At 66.8% G+C, this 15,227-nt stretch carries 16 protein-coding genes; 7 read left to right on the top strand and 9 right to left on the bottom strand.

The features are described from left to right. Window positions 1–40 precede the first annotated feature (40 nt). The gene (locus KBY95_RS00310; protein ID WP_254962691.1) at window positions 41–2,149 is read left to right on the top strand and encodes a PAS domain S-box protein; all 2,109 of its coding nucleotides are present in this window, start codon (window positions 41–43) and stop codon (window positions 2,147–2,149) included. Here the strand turns inward: KBY95_RS00310 and KBY95_RS00305 are convergent. Next, the gene (locus tag KBY95_RS00305) at window positions 2,077–2,808 is read right to left on the bottom strand and encodes a Mo-dependent nitrogenase C-terminal domain-containing protein (protein WP_254962690.1); all 732 of its coding nucleotides are present in this window, start codon (window positions 2,806–2,808) and stop codon (window positions 2,077–2,079) included. The genes KBY95_RS00310 and KBY95_RS00305 overlap by 73 nt on opposite strands. 102 nt (window positions 2,809–2,910) lie before the next feature. Between KBY95_RS00305 and KBY95_RS00300 the strand changes: the two genes are divergently transcribed. From KBY95_RS00300 to KBY95_RS00285, 4 genes are read left to right on the top strand one after another with little or no spacing between them, the layout of a single operon-like run. Beyond that, the gene (locus KBY95_RS00300; protein WP_254962689.1) at window positions 2,911–3,501 is read left to right on the top strand and encodes a TetR/AcrR family transcriptional regulator; all 591 of its coding nucleotides are present in this window, start codon (window positions 2,911–2,913) and stop codon (window positions 3,499–3,501) included. Continuing rightward, complete coding sequence (locus tag KBY95_RS00295; protein ID WP_254962688.1) at window positions 3,498–4,712, top strand: efflux RND transporter periplasmic adaptor subunit; 1,215 nt, start codon at window positions 3,498–3,500, stop codon at window positions 4,710–4,712. The genes KBY95_RS00300 and KBY95_RS00295 overlap by 4 nt, the downstream gene beginning before the upstream one ends. Next, complete coding sequence (locus KBY95_RS00290; protein WP_254962687.1) at window positions 4,709–5,854, top strand: ABC transporter permease; 1,146 nt, start codon at window positions 4,709–4,711, stop codon at window positions 5,852–5,854. Before KBY95_RS00295 ends, KBY95_RS00290 begins: the two co-directional genes overlap by 4 nt. Continuing rightward, a complete protein-coding gene (locus tag KBY95_RS00285; protein WP_254962686.1) occupies window positions 5,851–6,630 on the top strand; it encodes an ABC transporter ATP-binding protein in 780 nt (259 codons plus the stop codon). Before KBY95_RS00290 ends, KBY95_RS00285 begins: the two co-directional genes overlap by 4 nt. Here KBY95_RS00285 and KBY95_RS00280 read toward each other — a convergent pair. After that, window positions 6,534–7,598: a magnesium transporter CorA family protein gene (locus KBY95_RS00280; RefSeq protein WP_254962685.1), complete on the bottom strand. Its 1,065-nt coding sequence runs from the start codon at window positions 7,596–7,598 to the stop codon at window positions 6,534–6,536. The two genes, KBY95_RS00285 and KBY95_RS00280, sit on opposite strands and share 97 nt — an antisense overlap. Window positions 7,599–7,693: 95 nt before the next feature. Here KBY95_RS00280 and KBY95_RS00275 point away from each other — a divergent pair, with 95 nt between their 5' ends. Next, the gene (locus KBY95_RS00275; protein ID WP_254962683.1) at window positions 7,694–7,888 is read left to right on the top strand and encodes a DUF2256 domain-containing protein; all 195 of its coding nucleotides are present in this window, start codon (window positions 7,694–7,696) and stop codon (window positions 7,886–7,888) included. Window positions 7,889–8,103: 215 nt separating this feature from the next. On the opposite strand, the gene KBY95_RS00270 is transcribed toward KBY95_RS00275, so the two are convergent. The 7 genes from KBY95_RS00270 to lysA are packed head-to-tail and all read right to left on the bottom strand — an operon-like array spanning window position 8,104 to window position 14,598. Next, window positions 8,104–8,604, bottom strand: a complete 501-nt coding sequence (locus KBY95_RS00270; RefSeq protein WP_254962682.1) for a hypothetical protein — start codon at window positions 8,602–8,604, stop codon at window positions 8,104–8,106. Then, entirely contained in the window at window positions 8,598–9,599 is a 1,002-nt protein-coding gene (locus tag KBY95_RS00265) for a DUF952 domain-containing protein (RefSeq protein WP_254962681.1), read from the bottom strand. The genes KBY95_RS00270 and KBY95_RS00265 overlap by 7 nt, the downstream gene beginning before the upstream one ends. Window positions 9,600–9,603: 4 nt before the next feature. Next, a complete protein-coding gene (locus tag KBY95_RS00260) occupies window positions 9,604–10,548 on the bottom strand; it encodes a rhodanese-related sulfurtransferase (protein ID WP_254962953.1) in 945 nt (314 codons plus the stop codon). Continuing rightward, entirely contained in the window at window positions 10,545–11,525 is a 981-nt protein-coding gene (gene bioB / locus KBY95_RS00255; RefSeq protein ID WP_254962680.1) for a biotin synthase BioB, read from the bottom strand. Before bioB ends, KBY95_RS00260 begins: the two co-directional genes overlap by 4 nt. Beyond that, a complete protein-coding gene (locus tag KBY95_RS00250) occupies window positions 11,522–12,322 on the bottom strand; it encodes an isoprenyl transferase (RefSeq protein WP_254962679.1) in 801 nt (266 codons plus the stop codon). The genes bioB and KBY95_RS00250 overlap by 4 nt, the downstream gene beginning before the upstream one ends. Further along, entirely contained in the window at window positions 12,319–13,134 is an 816-nt protein-coding gene (gene cdaA, locus KBY95_RS00245) for a diadenylate cyclase CdaA (protein WP_254962678.1), read from the bottom strand. The genes KBY95_RS00250 and cdaA overlap by 4 nt, the downstream gene beginning before the upstream one ends. Before the next feature lie 48 nt (window positions 13,135–13,182). Then, window positions 13,183–14,598: a diaminopimelate decarboxylase gene (gene lysA, locus KBY95_RS00240; protein WP_254962677.1), complete on the bottom strand. Its 1,416-nt coding sequence runs from the start codon at window positions 14,596–14,598 to the stop codon at window positions 13,183–13,185. A gap of 92 nt (window positions 14,599–14,690) precedes the next feature. Here lysA and KBY95_RS00235 point away from each other — a divergent pair, with 92 nt between their 5' ends. After that, on the top strand, window positions 14,691–15,125 hold the full coding sequence (locus KBY95_RS00235; protein ID WP_254962676.1) for a GNAT family N-acetyltransferase: 435 nt from the start codon (window positions 14,691–14,693) through the stop codon (window positions 15,123–15,125). Window positions 15,126–15,227: the final 102 nt, after the last annotated feature.

Raw genomic sequence — 15,227 nt, 5'->3', positions numbered from 1 at the left:
GTTCCATTAAGACCCGGCTAAGAAGCGCGTTGTCAGCCCCATGGGTCGTTCCGCAGCCGATCACTGGAAGCCAGCCGCAGGGTTCGGCGAGGCTTGGAGTGAAGCGATTCAAAGCTCCGCTGTTGGTATGGCGATCATTTCCTCCGCAGGGGAGATTCTCCAGATCAATCAAGCCTTTGGCGACCAGCTCGGACGGGATGGATCGGCCCTGCAACACCTGAGACTGTGGGATGTTCTCCATCCCGTGGAACGAGAGAAATGTGTTCGGGAGGTGGATGAAATTCTGGCTGGGTTGCATGAGCCAGCGTCTCTCAAGGTTCTTTGTCAGCACAGCCAAGGCCATCTGATTGCTCAGGTATGGACCATCTCAGAATGCAAGATCCCTGATGGCTCCTTCGGGCTGATCGTGCAAGCTGTTGCGTGGCATGCATCACCACCAGAAGCGTCCAACGGTTCCGCGACTGACAGCGATCAGCTGCACAGAGCCTTGGACCACAGTCACGCCCATGTCTGCATCAAGGACAGGCAAGGGCGGTACCTTTACGTCAACCGAAGCCTCCAGAAAGCTCTGCAGATTGCGACGGGTCGGGAAAGCGTGCTTGGCTTGAGTGACAGGGAGATCTTTCCGTCGCCATGCTTGGAGTCGATTCGACGTGTTGACGAAGACGTTTTCAGCAGCGGCGATCCCCAGTTTTTTGAAGAGCACTTTCCTTGCGCCGATGGAAGCGAAAGAATCTATTTGACGGAGCGGCTGATCTATCGAGCAGAGGCCCAGGAGCCTTGCCTGGTGTGCATGTCATGCGATGTCACGGAGCTGAAGCAAGCCGGTGCTCAATTGGCAAGATCGGAGGAGCACTTTCGTCTGCTCGCTGAAAACTCTGGTGATGTGGTTTTCCTCCTCGACTTGGAGGGTTATGTGCGCTGGGTCTCTCCTTCGCTGACCACAGCCCTTGGCTGGCTCCCTGAGGACTGGATTGGCAGAAAGGGGACGGACTTCATCCTGCATCATGGCCAGGATTCCGGTTATCAGATCAATCTGCAGGAACTTCATTCAAAGTCAGAGACCATCATCGCCCGTGATCAGATCCTGGCCAGCGATGGCACGGTTCACTGGATGGAAACCCACGCCAGTCCTTTCTACAATTCCTCTGGTTGCCTTGAGGGATGCGTTGGCCATTTCCATATGGTGGATGCCATGGTCGAAACCGAGACACAGCTGCGGCAAAGCGAGGAGCGGTATCGACTGCTGGCGGAGAATGCCCGTGATGTGATCTGGACCATGGAGCCCAATGGCGCTATCAGCTACATCAGTCCTTCCATTCTTGAGCTGCGTGGCTTCACCCCTCAGGAGGCCGCTGCCCAGCCGTTGGAGCAGATTCACCCACCAGATTCACTGGCCCGCTCCCAGGCCTATTTCAGTCAGCTGTTGTCCGATGTCGAAGCAGGACGCCGGCCTGAGGCCTTCCGATCCGAATTGGAGTACTACTGCAAGGACGGATCCACCATCTGGACCGATGTGATCGCCTTGCCCGTTCTCGATGACAACGGACGGCTCGTCAAATTGCTGGGAACCAGCCGAGACATCACGGAGCGCAAGCGTTACGAGCAGGATCTCAGTCTCGTCAACAAGCAGCTGCATGCACTGGCGACAACGGACGAGCTGACACACATCGCCAATCGACGCCAGCTGGAGTCGCTGATTCAAACGGCTTTATCACGCTCAGACCGTTACGGCGAACCAGTTTCCCTTGTCCTCTGTGATATTGACTTCTTCAAAGCTGTCAATGACTGCTATGGACATCAAACTGGCGATCAGGTCTTGATCGAATTCAGCCAGCGGATTGCAGCAAATCTGCGTGCCGGCGATGATTTCGCCCGTTGGGGAGGAGAAGAGTTCATGATCCTTCTTTCCCATACCAATGCAGCGTCCGCCCAGCCCGTGGCCGAAAAGCTGTGCCGAATGATTGCCGATTCTCCTTTTGCCGAAGTGGGAACGGTCACCGCCAGTTTTGGCGTGGCGGAGCGTGAGCCTGGAGAGCTGCTGAAGCGTTGGATTCAGCGCGTGGATGAGGCGCTTTATGCTTCCAAGGAAGCCGGTAGAAATACGGTCACCCTGGCGCCGGCAGCGGGAGATTGTTCGCAGGGATGATGGCTGTCCTCTCCGCCTTCCTCCAGCCGGCAGAGGCAACGGAAGCGCAGCGCCATCAGCTGGTCGAAGAGTGGATTGATCTTGCACATCGGCGGGATGTGCACCAGCTTCCAGCCGAACAGCTTCACGTCACGCTCGAAGGGACACTGGGCGGGGATCAGCCGCACCAGGAAGCGGGCAACCTCTGGATCGGAAGGATCGAGGTCATCCATCCAGTGCCGCAGCGCATCGAGATGTCCTGGGTGCTGATGGGTGTCGCAGCGGACGTCGCTGCTGTCGTCGCGGCTCGTCGGGGTCTTGAGCAGGTCTTCGATCAAGGTCTGGCCCACCTGAAGCAGCTCACTCCAGTGCCGCAGCCGCTCGCATTCGATTGCGCTGAGATGGCCATCGGCCAGGGCCACGAGCACAGCGGAGCGCAGGAATTCCTCCGCGGTGGGTGTGCCGACCCCGAAGCGGTGGACAAGGGCCTCGTCACCGGGATGGTGCAGGTCGTCGAGAGACAGACCGGGGAGATCGTTGGTCAGCTGCTCCGCCAGCAGCCGTTCCTCGGCGGGGGAGAAATCCCCGTCGGCCAGGGCCAGCTGGTGCAGGGCGGCGAGCCACAGGCGTCGTCGCGCCGCCGTGGCGTCCAGGCCGTCGATGGCAACAGGTTGGACCATGGGACGTGGCAGACCGATGGAAGGGTGAGACCACACCAATTCTGCGCGGGCCATGGCCTTCGGACCGTGTAGAACGGAGTGAGTTAGCACTCACTCACTTACTTGCCCCGTGCCATTGCTGCCCCCGCCGACCAGCGCCGCCAGCAGGCCATTGAGGCCCTGCTGGCGCTGGCCTGGGAGCGGGCGCCCAGTGTCATTCGTACCGCCGAGATCGCCGAGCGGATGGGGGTGACCCAACCCGCCCTGTTTCGCCACTTCCCCACCAAAGAGGCCCTCTGGCAAGCGGCGCTGGAGCACATCACCAACTCCAGCTGGCAGCGGATCGAGGCGCTGAACCAAAGTGGGCCTGGGGGGAACGGCCCCTCCTGCACCCTGGTGGCGGCGTTGTTGCGCAGCCATGCCACGTTGGTGAGTGAGCGGCCGGGTGTGGCGCGTCTGTTGCTGCATGAGCTGCAGAACCCGAATCCCAGCGAGGCTCGGGCGGTGGTGGAACGCTTCCTGGCTCGTTTCCGTGCCCTGCTGGTCGAGCGGCTGAAGCCGCTACCGGACCCCGACCTGCTGGCCAACGTTCTGCTGGCCCAGCTCCAGGGCCTGGTCTTGCAGGGACTCCTGGCCGGGGATCTGACGCCGTTGCCGCGCCAGCTTGATGCCGTCCTGCCGCTGCTGCTTCCAGGCTTGGCAGAGGGCCTATGACGCACCAGCTCCCCGCGACCCAGCATCGCCGTCCCTGGCTCCTGGCCCTGGCCGGTGGTGCCCTGCTGTCAGTGGTGGTACTGAGCCAGCGAGTCGGGCCCCTGGCCCCGGTACTGCTCGAGGTGGCACGGCCCGAGCGCTTACGGATGCAACCGGGCCTGGTGGGCATCGGCCGGGTGGAGGCACGCCGCACCCACCAGCTCAGCAGTGTGCTGTCGGCCCGTCTGCTCTCCCTGGCGGTCGGCACCGGCGACCGGGTGCAGCAGGGGCAGTTGCTTGGTCTGCTGGATCCCGTTGATCTGCCGCAACGGCTGTCAGCCGCCCGGGCGGCCTGGCAGGCCAGCCGCCAGCAGAGTGCCGCCGCTGCCGCCCAGTGGCGCCAGACGCAAGCCACCCTCACCTATGTGGGCAGCAACACGGCGCGCTTCGAGCGGCTTGCCGCCCAGGGAGCCGTGAGTGACGACGCCCTGCTGGAGCGACGCAGGAGCCTGGCCCAGGCCCGGGCGGGTGTGGCCACCACCGCGGCCCTGCACCAGGCGGCCCTCTCGGCGGAACGGCAGGCGGCTGCGGCCCTGGCGGCCCTGGAGGCCCAGCGCCAGAGCCTGCGCCTGGTGGCACCAGCCGACGGCCTGGTGATGCGTCGTCTGGTGGATCCCGGCAGCACCGTGGTGCCTGGTCAGGTTGTGCTTGAGATCGCCGATCCTGGCCAGTTCTGGATCGATGTCCGCTTTGACCAGCGCCAGGCCACCGGTCTGGCCGCAGGGCAGCCGGCAACGGTGGAGTTCCGACGCCTGCAGGGCCAACGGTTGGCCGGGGTGGTCGAACGGATCGAGCCCACCGCCGACAGCCTCACCGAAGACATGCGCGCCAAAGTGCGTCTGGCGCCCGGGGCCCTGACGGCCATGGGGCTGACAGCCTCGCTGGGGGAGCTGGCCGAGGTGCGCGTCGCGCTGCCGGCCGCCCCTGAGGCCCTGGCGATTCCGTCCCAGAGCCTGCGGCGCCGCGGGGATGACCTGGGGGTCTGGCTGGCCGGCGAGGGCGGCCTGGTGTTTGCCCCTCTGCGCCTTGGCCGCCACGACGCTGAGGGCCGGGTGGAGGTGCTGGATGGCCTGGAGCCGGGGGCGAGGCTGCTGCTGCAGCCCCCCGCCGATCCCGCCGGCCTGCGGCGCTACCGGCTGCAGACCACCAGCAGGCAGGAGGCGACACCGTGATCAACCTGGCCTGGCGGGACAGTCGTCACAACTGGGGCAAGCTGCTGATCACCGGCTGCGGGCTTGGGCTGCTGGTGGGTGTGACGGTGTCGATGGCCGGGGTCTATCGCGGCATGGTGGAGGATGCCGAGGCCCTGATCGGGGGCAGCGGCGCCGACCTGTGGGTGGTGGAGCAACACACCCTCGGCCCCTTCGCCGAGGCCTCCCGGATCGACGACGATCTCTATCGCAGCCTCCGCCAGTTGCCGGGCGTGCGGCGGGCCGTCAACGGCAGCTTCCAGACCCTGCTGATCCAGCGCCCCGGCCGCAGTCTGCGGGTGCTGGTGGCTGGCGTGGAGCTCGGGGTGCCCGGTGGCCTGGGCCAACCGCCGGGCCTGGTGGCGGGTCGGCCGCTGCTGCGCGACCGCGATGAGCTGCTGGCCGACCCCGGCACCGGACTGCAGCTGGGGGAGGTGGTGCCCATCCGGCGCAAGCGTTTCACCGTGGTGGGTCTCACCACCCGCATGGTGTCCCCCACCGGCGACCCGATGCTGTTCGTGCCGTTCCGCGATGGCCAGGATCTGCAGTTCCTGCCCGGTAATGAGGCGATCGCCCGCCAGCGCCGCCGCCAAGCAAGGCCCGCGGAACGTCAGGCGCTCACCAATGCGGTGCTGGTGCAGCTTGAACCCAGCGCCCGGCCGGAGCTGGTGGCGGCCGAGATCGAACGTTGGCTGGGGCTCACGGCCTACACCCGCCCGGCGATGAAGGAGGCGATGGTGGGCAAGTTGATCGAGGCCTCGGCCCGCCAGATCGGCCTGTTTCTGGTGATCCTCACGCTGGTCACCACGACCATGATCGGCTTCATCGTCTTCACCCTCACCCAGGGGAAGCTGCGAGAGATCGCCGTGCTCAAGCTGATCGGCATGCCCAGCCGCCTGATCGCCTGGATGATCGTGCAGCAGGCGGTGGCGCTCGGCCTGTTCGCCTTCGTGGTGGGAACGTCTCTGGCCACCGTGATGGCGCCACGCTTTCCCCGCCACGTGGTGTTGCAGCGCCGTGATCTGATCGCTGCGGCCGCGGTGGCCCTGGCCAGCAGCAGCCTGGCCAGCCTGGTGGGGGTGAAGGCGGCCCTGGGGGTGGATCCGGCGGAGGCGATCCAGTGACCAGCAGCTCGCCACAGCAACGGCCACCGCCACCTGCCGGCATCGTCGTCAGCGGTCTGCACAAGACCTACGGCAACGGCAACTCCGCTGTCATAGCCCTGCGGGACGTGCAGCTGCGGGTGGAGCCCGGGGAGGTGGTGGGGCTGGTGGGCCCCTCGGGATCGGGGAAAAGCACCCTGCTCAAGTGCCTCGGGGCCGTGCTGACGCCCTCCGGAGGGCAGATTGAACTGGGGGGGCAGGTTGTGTTTGATGGGGATCACTGGCTGCATCCCGACCTCACCCGGCTGCGGCGGGAGCAGATCGGCTTCATCTTCCAGTCGCCTTACCTGCTGCCCTTCCTCTCGGTGCGAGACAACGTCGCCCTGCTGGCGATGCTGCTGGGCCGTTCCAATCAGGAGGCCCGCGCCGCCGCCGACCAACTGCTGGCCGATCTTGATATGGCCCACCGCGCCGATGCGATGCCCAACCGGCTCTCCGGTGGGGAACAGCAGCGGGTGGCGATCGCCAGGGCCCTGGTCAACCGGCCGCCGATCCTGCTGGCGGATGAGCCCACCGCCCCCCTCGACAGTCCTCGGGCGATGGCGGTGATGGATCTGCTGGAGCGGCTGGCTGGCCAGATGGGCACGAGCGTGATCGTGGTCACCCACGATGAAAAAATCCTGCCCCGCCTGCAGAGGATCTATGCGGTGCGTGATGGAGTTGTGGGCGAGGGTCGTCGCGAGCGGGTTCGCGACGCACCGCTTCGCTTCCTGTCCAGGCGGTTGAGAAAGACATAACTGGCAAAGCCGATCACCACCATGGCGAGCATGAACGCCGGATAGGACACCCGCCAGTTATTGGGGCCGGTGATCATTGTCCACTCGGACATGCCGCCGATGCCCGCCAGCAGGGTCAGCGGCATGAAGATCGTCGTGATCAGGGTCAAGCGCCTGACGGTGGCATTGGTTTCGTTGGCCGCTTTGGCCATTTGGTTGTTGAGCATCGACAGATACATCTCCATCAGGCTGGTGACGATATCCCGGTACGACTCGGTGACCTCATAAAACCGAACCAGATGGTCATAGATATCACGATAGTGATAGATCGCCTGTTCTGAGATCAGTGGATAATCCCGCCGGCAGATCTTGCTGAGGATCTCGCGCTCGTGAAACAGGCTCTTGCGCAGCCGCAGCAGGTAGCGCCGAAACCTGATCAGTTCGGCTGGCTTGAAACTGGCGGGATCGGCAATCAGGGCTCCCTCCACCCGATCCAGCTCATCCTCAAGCGCTTCAATCGCCACAAACTTCTGATCAACGACGTTGTCAAGGATCAGATGCATGAGGTGAGACGGGCCCAGGCGGGCCTCTTCGATGCCCCTCGCGACAATCCGCTCGACCCCATCAAGGTAGGAGCGCTGGCCGGCATCCACATGACTGATGCTGACCAGAAAGTTCTTGCCGAGGAACAGGTTGATCTCACCGACGTCCAGGACGCCACGGTCGTACTGAAACGTGTTGAAGAGAATGAAGGTATTGTCGGGGAAATCGTCGATCTTGGGAATCTGATTGTCATCGAAACAATCTTCGATCGACAGGGCGTGAAGGCCGAGCAGGCCAACAAGCTCTGCCAGATCTTCCCTGCTGGCCTCGCGGTAATGCAGCCAGGCAAAGCCATCCACTTCGGCGGCGGCGATCGCTGCTGCCGCCGATGCAACGGGCTTCGCCGGGCCATCGCGTCCGATCTGATAAAAGCAGGCGTCAGACACGTCGACGTGGTTGAGTGGCTGCTAAAAGAGTAGGTGGGTCGTGCCACGGCAACGCCTTCGCCTTTGTAAGGCTGGGTGATCACCTTCGTCAGCAAATGCCCCATCACGTTGACCGCCCCACCAAGATCTGCACGGTCTGCGGACGACCGTTCCAGTGGCGAAAGAAGTGGAAGGATGTCTGGGAGGAGGTGCGGTATTGCTCGGAGCGCTGTCGCCGTAAACGCAGCTGTACGCCCACAGATCCCTCTGCTGACTCCCAGATGTCCAATTCCGCCACAAGTGCCGCGTGATCCGATCCTGAGCCCACCTGTCGGGGCTGGTCAGGATGCGGTCGATCAGCCCCACGGGTCACTCAAGCGCCGCTCCCCGGCGAGGCCGTGAGCGATTCGTTCGCGGGGATGGCCAGATGGTCAAACACCGGATCCCTGACCTGGACAGAAAGATTATCTCCGCAATGGTCTGGGCCGAGCGGCTTGTGCTGAAGGAATAGGGGGAAAGGTCGGTGTCAGCGCCTGCAGTCCAGCCACCGCACGCTGCGGCGCAGGCCTTCGTCGCAGTCGCCCTGCATCAGCAAACCTGCCCCACCCCAGAGCAGCCGGGGGGCCAGGTCCAGCGGACCGCCGCCCAGCTCCCTCAGAGGTGTGAAGCCGAGTCGCCGGAAGTAGCGCCGCAGGCGCTGGTGCTGGCGCTCCCCGTCGCGAATCGCCAGCAACCGGGCGCAGCGGCAGGGGGTGGCCTCCAGGGCCCAGGCAAAGGTGGCCGCCCAGATCATCGGCCCCACGGCTTCGGTGCGCTCTCCCTGCACGCGCAGTGTGTCGAGGCGCAAACCATCGGCCAGGGGCAGGCACCAGCCCTTGAGCTCCCCCAGCAGCAGCGGCGGCTGCTTCGCCCGCGGCCGGGCCACCGCCACCCTCAGCCCCCGCACGCCCGCCAGCCCACGCACCTGCAGCCGCACCAGCAGTCCGTGGCCCCTGGCCCGCTCCTCCACTTCGGCCAGTCTCAGCATGGCTCGGCCGCAAGCACCGCCTCCAGCGGCAACGGACCGTGGATGTGGGGAAAGCACTCGCCCGTGTCTGGAGCCGGCTCCCAGCGCAGCGGTGCCGTCAGCCGATCGGGGTCGATGGTCAGCAGCAGGACTTCCCCCGCATCGGCGTAGAAGCGCCCGTAGGTGACCTCCACCTGATCGGCCCCACTGGCATGGATGAAGCCCACCTCCTGCAGCGACTGGCCGCGGGTCGAGCGTTCGTACACCCCTGCGGCCTTGGCCTGGCGCCATTCGCCCGCCAGGGCCAGGTGGTAGATCCAGCGGCGGGAGCGCCAGGCTCGCCGCGGCGCCCAGGACCCGGCCATCACCGCCGCCAGATCCGGCCCCTGCAGGAAACGTTGCAGCCAGTCCTGGAGAGGAGCCAGGTCGTTCTGCCGATCAAAGCCCTCCGCATCGGCCAGCCGGAACTGGCGCACGAAGGGCAGCACGGCCACATCGGCCAGGGACGGACGCTCCCCCAGCAGCCAGCCGCCGGGCTCCAGGGCGGCGCTCCAGCCCCGCAGGATCTCCAGCGCCGCGCCGCGATGCAACTCCGGGTCGTCGCCGGGGTGGCGGTGGGCGTACTTGAAGCGATCCAGATGGTGCTTGAACACCCCATCGTTCTGCTCGATCAGGGCCGCGATCCGGGCCCGCTCGCCGGCGGCGTCGCTTTCACCGCTGCGGCGCAGGTTGTCCGGATCGTGCAACGCCAGGGCCCACTCCATCACGGCCAGGCTGTCGGGTCGCACAAGGTCCGCCGCCTCAGCAGGACCGCCGGCTTCGGGTGGCAGCACCAGCACCGGCACGGTGGCTTTGGCGGAGGCTTCGAGCAACTCAGGCGGCTTGCGGCCCAGGTGCACCTCCCGCAGCTCCAGATCCAGCCCCGGCTTCAGCCCCGCCGCCGCCAGGGCCAGCCGCGCCCGGATCGCGTAGGGGCAGCGGCGAAAGCTGTACAGGATCGGCAGGGCGGCCGCCATCCTCTCAACCGCCCGCGGGGGGCATCACCCGGCCGATGTGGGGCTCGCCGCAGGCCTCGGCCCGCCGCATCTGTCGCTGGCGCTCGGCGAAACGTTCCCGGTCGGCGGCCGTGAACCGATGGAGGCAGTGCCGGCAGCTCACCCCCGCCACGTAGCTCTCCAGCTCCAGGTCGGCAGGGGCCAGGGGCAGGCCGCAGGCATGGCACACGTGGAAGCAGCCCGGCTGCAGCTGGTGGTTCAGGGCCACCCGCTGATCGAACACGTAGCACTCCCCCTGCCAGCGGCTCTCGGCTTCCGGCACCCGCTCGAGGTAGTTGAGAATCCCGCCCTGCAGCTGCAGCACGTTCTCAAAGCCCTGGGCCAGCAGGTAGGCCGTGGCTTTCTCGCAGCGGATGCCGCCGGTGCAGAACAGGGCCAGCCGCTGGGGGTGCGTCTCGGCCAGCAGCGGCCTGAGCCGTTGCTCCACCCAGGCGGGAAAATCGCTGAAGTTGTCGGTGCCGGGGTTGATGGCGCCCTCGAAGCTGCCCAGGGCCACCTCGTAGTGGTTGCGGGTGTCGATGGTCAGGGTGCCGGGATCGCTCAGCACGGTGTTCCAGTGCTCGGGGGGGACCGGGACCCCCGTGCCCCGTGACGGCTGGGCCGAAGGCTCGGCCATGGTCACGATCTCCGCCTTCAGGCGCACCTTGAAGCGGTGGAACACCCGCCCCTCGGCCTCGCTGCGCTTCACCGCAAGGTTCGCCAGGCGTGGATCGGCCTGCAGCAGCTCCAGCAGGGCGGCCACGCTGGAGGCCGATCCAGCGACCGTGCCGTTGATGCCCTCGGTGGCCAGCAGGATGGTGCCCAGCAGACCGGACTCGCTCCCCAGCGCCAGCAGCCTGGTCTGCCAACCGGGCAGTTCCTCGCTGGCCAGGGGGACGAATCTGTAGAACGCGGCGACCTGCACCCTCAGCGGCCGGCGGCAGCGAGCGGCTGGCCCTCCAGCTGCACCACCGTGACCCCGGCGGCCCGCAGCAGCTCCTGGTCGCTGCTCACCGCCGGGTTGGAGGTGGTGAGCAGGGTGTCGCCATAGAAGATCGAATCGGCACCCGCCAGCAGGCAGAGGATCTGGGCCTCGCGCCCCAGCTGCTCGCGCCCCGCACTGAGCCGCACCCGGCTGTGGGGCATGAGGATGCGGGCGGTGGCCACCATCCGGACCAGTTCCAGGGGGTCGACCGCCGGCCGTTCCTGCAGCGGAGTGCCCTCCACCGCCACCAGGGCGTTGATCGGCACGCTCTCGGGGTGGGGATCCAGGCAGGCCAGCACCTGGAGCAGAGCGGCCCGGTCTTCCGGCCCCTCGCCCAGGCCGATGATGCCGCCGCAGCAGAGATCGATGCCGGCGCTCCGCACCCGCTGCAGGGTGTCGAGACGCTCCTGGTAGGTGCGGGTGGAGATGATCCGGTCGTAATGCTCGGGGCTGGTGTCGAGGTTGTGGTTGTAGGCGGTGAGCCCCGCCTCCGCCAGCCGGGCCGCCTGGTCGCCTGTGAGCATGCCGGCCGTGACGCAGGCCTCCAGACCCAGCTCCCGCACGCCCCGCACCATGGCGAGCATCGACTCGAACGGCGCCCCATCGCGGATCTCCCGCCAGGCCCAGCCCATGCAGAAGCGATGGGCTCCGGCATCCCGGGCCTGCCGGGCGCGCTCCAGCACCGGTGCCACCGTCAGTGACGGGCGTCCGCCCACGTCGCTGGGGTGGTGCATCGACTGGGGGCAATAGGCGCAGTCCTCCTCGCAGCCTCCCGTTTTGACGCTCAGCAGCGAGGCCAGCTGCACGTGGTAGCCGGGGTTGGCGCTGCGGTGGACGCCCTGGGCCTGCCACAGCAGATCCATCAGGGGCAGTTCGAGCAGGACCTGGATCTCCTGGCGGGACCAGTCGTGGCGCAGGGTCATGGGGCGTTCTCCACACCGTTCTGGACGCCACTCTGGACGCCACCGAAGCGGCGTTGGCGACCCTGATAGTCGAGCAGGGCCGCCAGCAGGGCCCCGGTGTCGAAGTCGGGCCAGAGCACCTCGGTGATGTGCAGCTCCGCGTAGGCCAGCTGCCAGAGCAGGAAGTTGCTGATGCGGTGCTCGCCGCTGGTGCGGATCAGCAGGTCGGGGTCGGCATCGCCGGCGGTGAACAGCTCGGCGGCGAACAGGTCCTCGTTGATGCTGGTCGGATCGAGGTCGCCCCGGGCCGCCCGCTCGGCGAGACGGCGGGCGGCCCGCACCAGCTCGCTGCGGCCGCCGTAGTTGGTGCAGACGTTGAAATGGATGCCGCTGTTGGCGGCGGTGCGTTCGGTCGCGTCGCTGATCAACTCCTTGAGGCCCTCCGGCAGGGGCTCCAGATCGCCCAGGAAGCGGATGCGCACCTGCTGGCGTTCGAGCGCCTCCAGCTCCCGGGCGAGCACCCGTTCGAACAGGGCCATCAGAAACGCCACCTCCTCACCGGGTCGGGTCCAGTTCTCGGTGGAGAACGCATAGGCCGTAAGGGCACCGATGCCCCAGTCGCTGCAGTGGCGCAGGGTGCGCTTGAGCGTCTCCACCCCGGCCCTGTGACCCATGGCCCTGGGCAGCCCCCGCTGGCGGGCCCAACGGCCGTTTCCGTCCATGATCACGGCCACGTGACGGGGCAGTCGAGCCGGATCGAGCTGGGCGGGCAGCTGGTCGGGATCGGACGATGGAGTGGTCGCCAGGGCGCGACTCATCCGCGATGTTCAGGCAGGTCCGCCGTCACGCTACGCCCCGTGGGTGCGGAGGCCAGGGCCTCGGTGAGCAGGTCGTGGAGCCGGCTACTGGTGATCGGCCGCTCCAGCCGGCCCTGGGACGCCAGCGACAAGGTGCCCGTTTCCTCGGAGACGACGATGCAGAAACAGCCGTCGTGGCGCTCGGTCAGCCCCATGGCGGCCAGGTGGCGGGTGCCGTAGCGGTTCAGCCCCTGGCGGGAAAGGGGCAGGATCACACCGGCCGCCACGATGCGGTTTTTCTGAACCAGCATGGCGCCGTCATGGAGCGGGGTATCCACGGCGAAGAGATTCAGGATCAGGTCGACGGAGAGATGGGCGTCGATGCGGATGCCGGGGTTGAGAAAGTCTTCGGGGCGCAGATCACTGCCCAGGTCAAGCACGATCAAAGCCCCGCAACGGGCCTGGGAGAGGCGGCCGGCGGCCTCGGTGAGCAGGCTCACCGACCCCGACGCCAGCTGATCACGGCTGCGATCAGCGAACAGCACCCCGAGGCGCCCGGTGCCCAGCAGCTCCATCAGGCGGCGCAATTCCCCTTGCCACAGGATCGCCAGGGCGAGGCTGCAGGCCAGCACCAGGGCGTCCACCAGGCTGCTGGTGAGCGGCAGGTTGGCGTAACGCTGCACGAACCAGGCCAGCGCCACCAGAAACAGGTAGCCGCGCAGTAGCCAAAGGGTGCGCTCTTCCGTGACCCGCCCGAGCAGAAGCAGCCCGAGCAGGGAGGCGAACAGAAGATCGAGCAGCAGGCGGAAATCGATGAGCCGCAGCCAGATCACAACACAACAGATGGGCAGGCCGGTTCAACGGAAAGCCGCCTGACGCGGTCAGGATACCGGCAGGAGCCGGTGGGGCAGAACGTCGTAGCGCAGTAGGTCTTCCGGCTGTTCCCGCCGCTGCACCACCTCCGCCACGCCGTTGTGGACGAGCACCGCCGCCGGCCGGGGGATGCGGTTGTAGTTCGATCCCATCGCGGCGTTGTAGGCCCCGGTGGCGAAGACGGCGAGCACGTCGCCGGGCGCAGTGACGGGAAGCCGGACGTCGTGCAGCAGCACGTCGCCGGACTCACAGTGTTTGCCGGCCACGGTCACCAGGTCGCTGCCCTCGGCCAGGGGGCGGTCGGTCAGCACCGCTGTGTAGAGGGATTGATAGGTGATCGGTCGGGGGTTATCGCTCATGCCGCCATCCACCGACAGGTAGGTGCGCAGGCCCGGGATCTCCTTGCGGCTGCCCACGCTGTAGAGGGTCAGGCCGGCCGTGGCCACCAGCGAGCGGCCGGGTTCGCACAGCAGCCGCGGCAGCTCCATCTGGCGCTGGCGGCAGGCCTCCGCCACGGCCTCCGCCACCACCCGCACCCACTCCTGGATGCTCGGGGGATCATCGGAGCCCACATAACGGATGCCGAGGCCGCCACCGACGTTGAGGTCGCCGCAGGGGTGGCCCAGGGAGCGGGCCACGACCAGGGCCTCCGCCAGCACCGCAGCCAGATCGCGGTGGGGCTCCAGTTCGAAGATCTGGGAGCCGATGTGGGCATGCAGGCCATCCACCCGGGCCCAGGGGCAGCCGGCCAGGTGACGCAGCACCGACTCCAGCTGGTCGGGGTCGAAGCCGAACTTGCTGTCGAGGTGACCGGTGCGGATGTACTCGTGGGTGTGGCATTCAATGCCCGGTGTGAATCGCACCAGCAGTCGCACCGGCTGGCTCCGCCCGGCCGCCAGGGCGGAGAGCAGGTCAATGTCATTCCAGTTGTCCAGCACCACCGTGACGCCATGGTCAATGGCGAGCTGGAGCTCCTCGGCCGACTTGTTGTTGCCGTGGAAGACGATGCGCTCCGCTGGCATACCGCCTTGAAGGGCCGTGAGCAGTTCGCCGGCCGAGACCGCATCGAGGCCCAGCCCCTCGGAGGCCACCAGCGCCGTGATCGCCAGGGAGCTGTTGGCCTTGGAGGCATAAAGGGCCAGGGCTTCGCCCGGGTAATGGGCGGCCAGGGCCTGCCGGTAGGCCCGGCAGGTGGCCCGCAGGGTCTCCTCGTCGAGCACATAAAGCGGAGTGCCGTAGGTCTGGGCCAGATCGCCCAGCGCCATCCCTCCCACCTCCAGTCGGCCGAGGGCATCGAGCCGGGCGGTGAGCGGGGCCAGGTTGCGGTTGGGGCTGAGGCGATCGAGGTCCTGTTCGAACGGCGCCGCAGGCTCCCCGGCGGCAGGGGCGACCGAATCGGTCGCCGGAGATGCGCTGGTCACCATGACGGCCTGCCCGAGAAAGAGATCAAGATGTCTGATCGTAAGGATCTCCGTGCGCGCCGGCTGTGCCGTCCCCGTCACCGCTGCCAGCCCCGATGCTGATCCAGCTGGCCCCAAGCCAGGCGGGCGCCTGCCTGGAGCTGGATCGGGCCGCCCTGGGGGGGATCTGGAGCCTGGCCCAGTGGCAGCGGGAACTGGAAGAGGAGGCACGGCCGGGTCTCGGCCTGGTCCAGGGGCCGGATCTGCTGGCCATGGCCTGCGGCTGGCTGGTGGTCGACGAGCTCCACATCACCCTGGTGGCGGTGGCCCCTGGCCATCGCCGCCAGGGACTGGGGCGCAGGATCCTGGAGGCGCTGATGCAGGCCGGGCTGCGCAGCGGCGCCACCCGGGCCACCCTGGAAGTGGCGGCCGGCAACGGCCCTGGGAAGGGGCTGTATGGGGCCCTGGGGTTCCGCACCGCCGGCATCCGTCATGGTTACTACCGCAATGGCGAGGATGCCCTGATCCAATGGGTCAACCTGAAGAGGTGAAAGGGTGCGGATAACCGTAGATATCTATACCTACATCCGATCATTCTCTGCGTGTTGATTGTTTTCAGCTTCCCCTGAGCGCCTGCGGCACAAGGGTTTCTC

The organism is Cyanobium sp. Aljojuca 7A6 (genome assembly GCF_024346455.1).
Taxonomy (GTDB): Bacteria; Cyanobacteriota; Cyanobacteriia; order PCC-6307; family Cyanobiaceae; genus Cyanobium.
This window is presented reverse-complemented; position numbering and strand designations above follow the sequence as displayed.

Bases quoted from the DNA above. Each gene is read 5' to 3' on its own strand.
- KBY95_RS00295 (WP_254962688.1), top strand. From the start codon at position 3,498: ATGACGCACCAGCTCCCCGCGACCCAGCATCGCCGTCCCTGGCTCCTG.
- KBY95_RS00250 (WP_254962679.1), bottom strand. From the start codon at position 12,322: ATGAGTCGCGCCCTGGCGACCACTCCATCGTCCGATCCCGACCAGCTG.
- KBY95_RS00275 (WP_254962683.1), top strand. From the start codon at position 7,694: ATGCCCCATCACGTTGACCGCCCCACCAAGATCTGCACGGTCTGCGGA.
- KBY95_RS00305 (WP_254962690.1), bottom strand. From the start codon at position 2,808: ATGGTCCAACCTGTTGCCATCGACGGCCTGGACGCCACGGCGGCGCGA.
- lysA (WP_254962677.1), bottom strand. From the start codon at position 14,598: ATGGTGACCAGCGCATCTCCGGCGACCGATTCGGTCGCCCCTGCCGCC.
- bioB (WP_254962680.1), bottom strand. From the start codon at position 11,525: ATGACCCTGCGCCACGACTGGTCCCGCCAGGAGATCCAGGTCCTGCTC.
- KBY95_RS00310 (WP_254962691.1), top strand. From the start codon at position 41: ATGGGTCGTTCCGCAGCCGATCACTGGAAGCCAGCCGCAGGGTTCGGC.
- KBY95_RS00235 (WP_254962676.1), top strand. From the start codon at position 14,691: ATGCTGATCCAGCTGGCCCCAAGCCAGGCGGGCGCCTGCCTGGAGCTG.
- KBY95_RS00270 (WP_254962682.1), bottom strand. From the start codon at position 8,604: ATGCTGAGACTGGCCGAAGTGGAGGAGCGGGCCAGGGGCCACGGACTG.
- KBY95_RS00265 (WP_254962681.1), bottom strand. From the start codon at position 9,599: ATGGCGGCCGCCCTGCCGATCCTGTACAGCTTTCGCCGCTGCCCCTAC.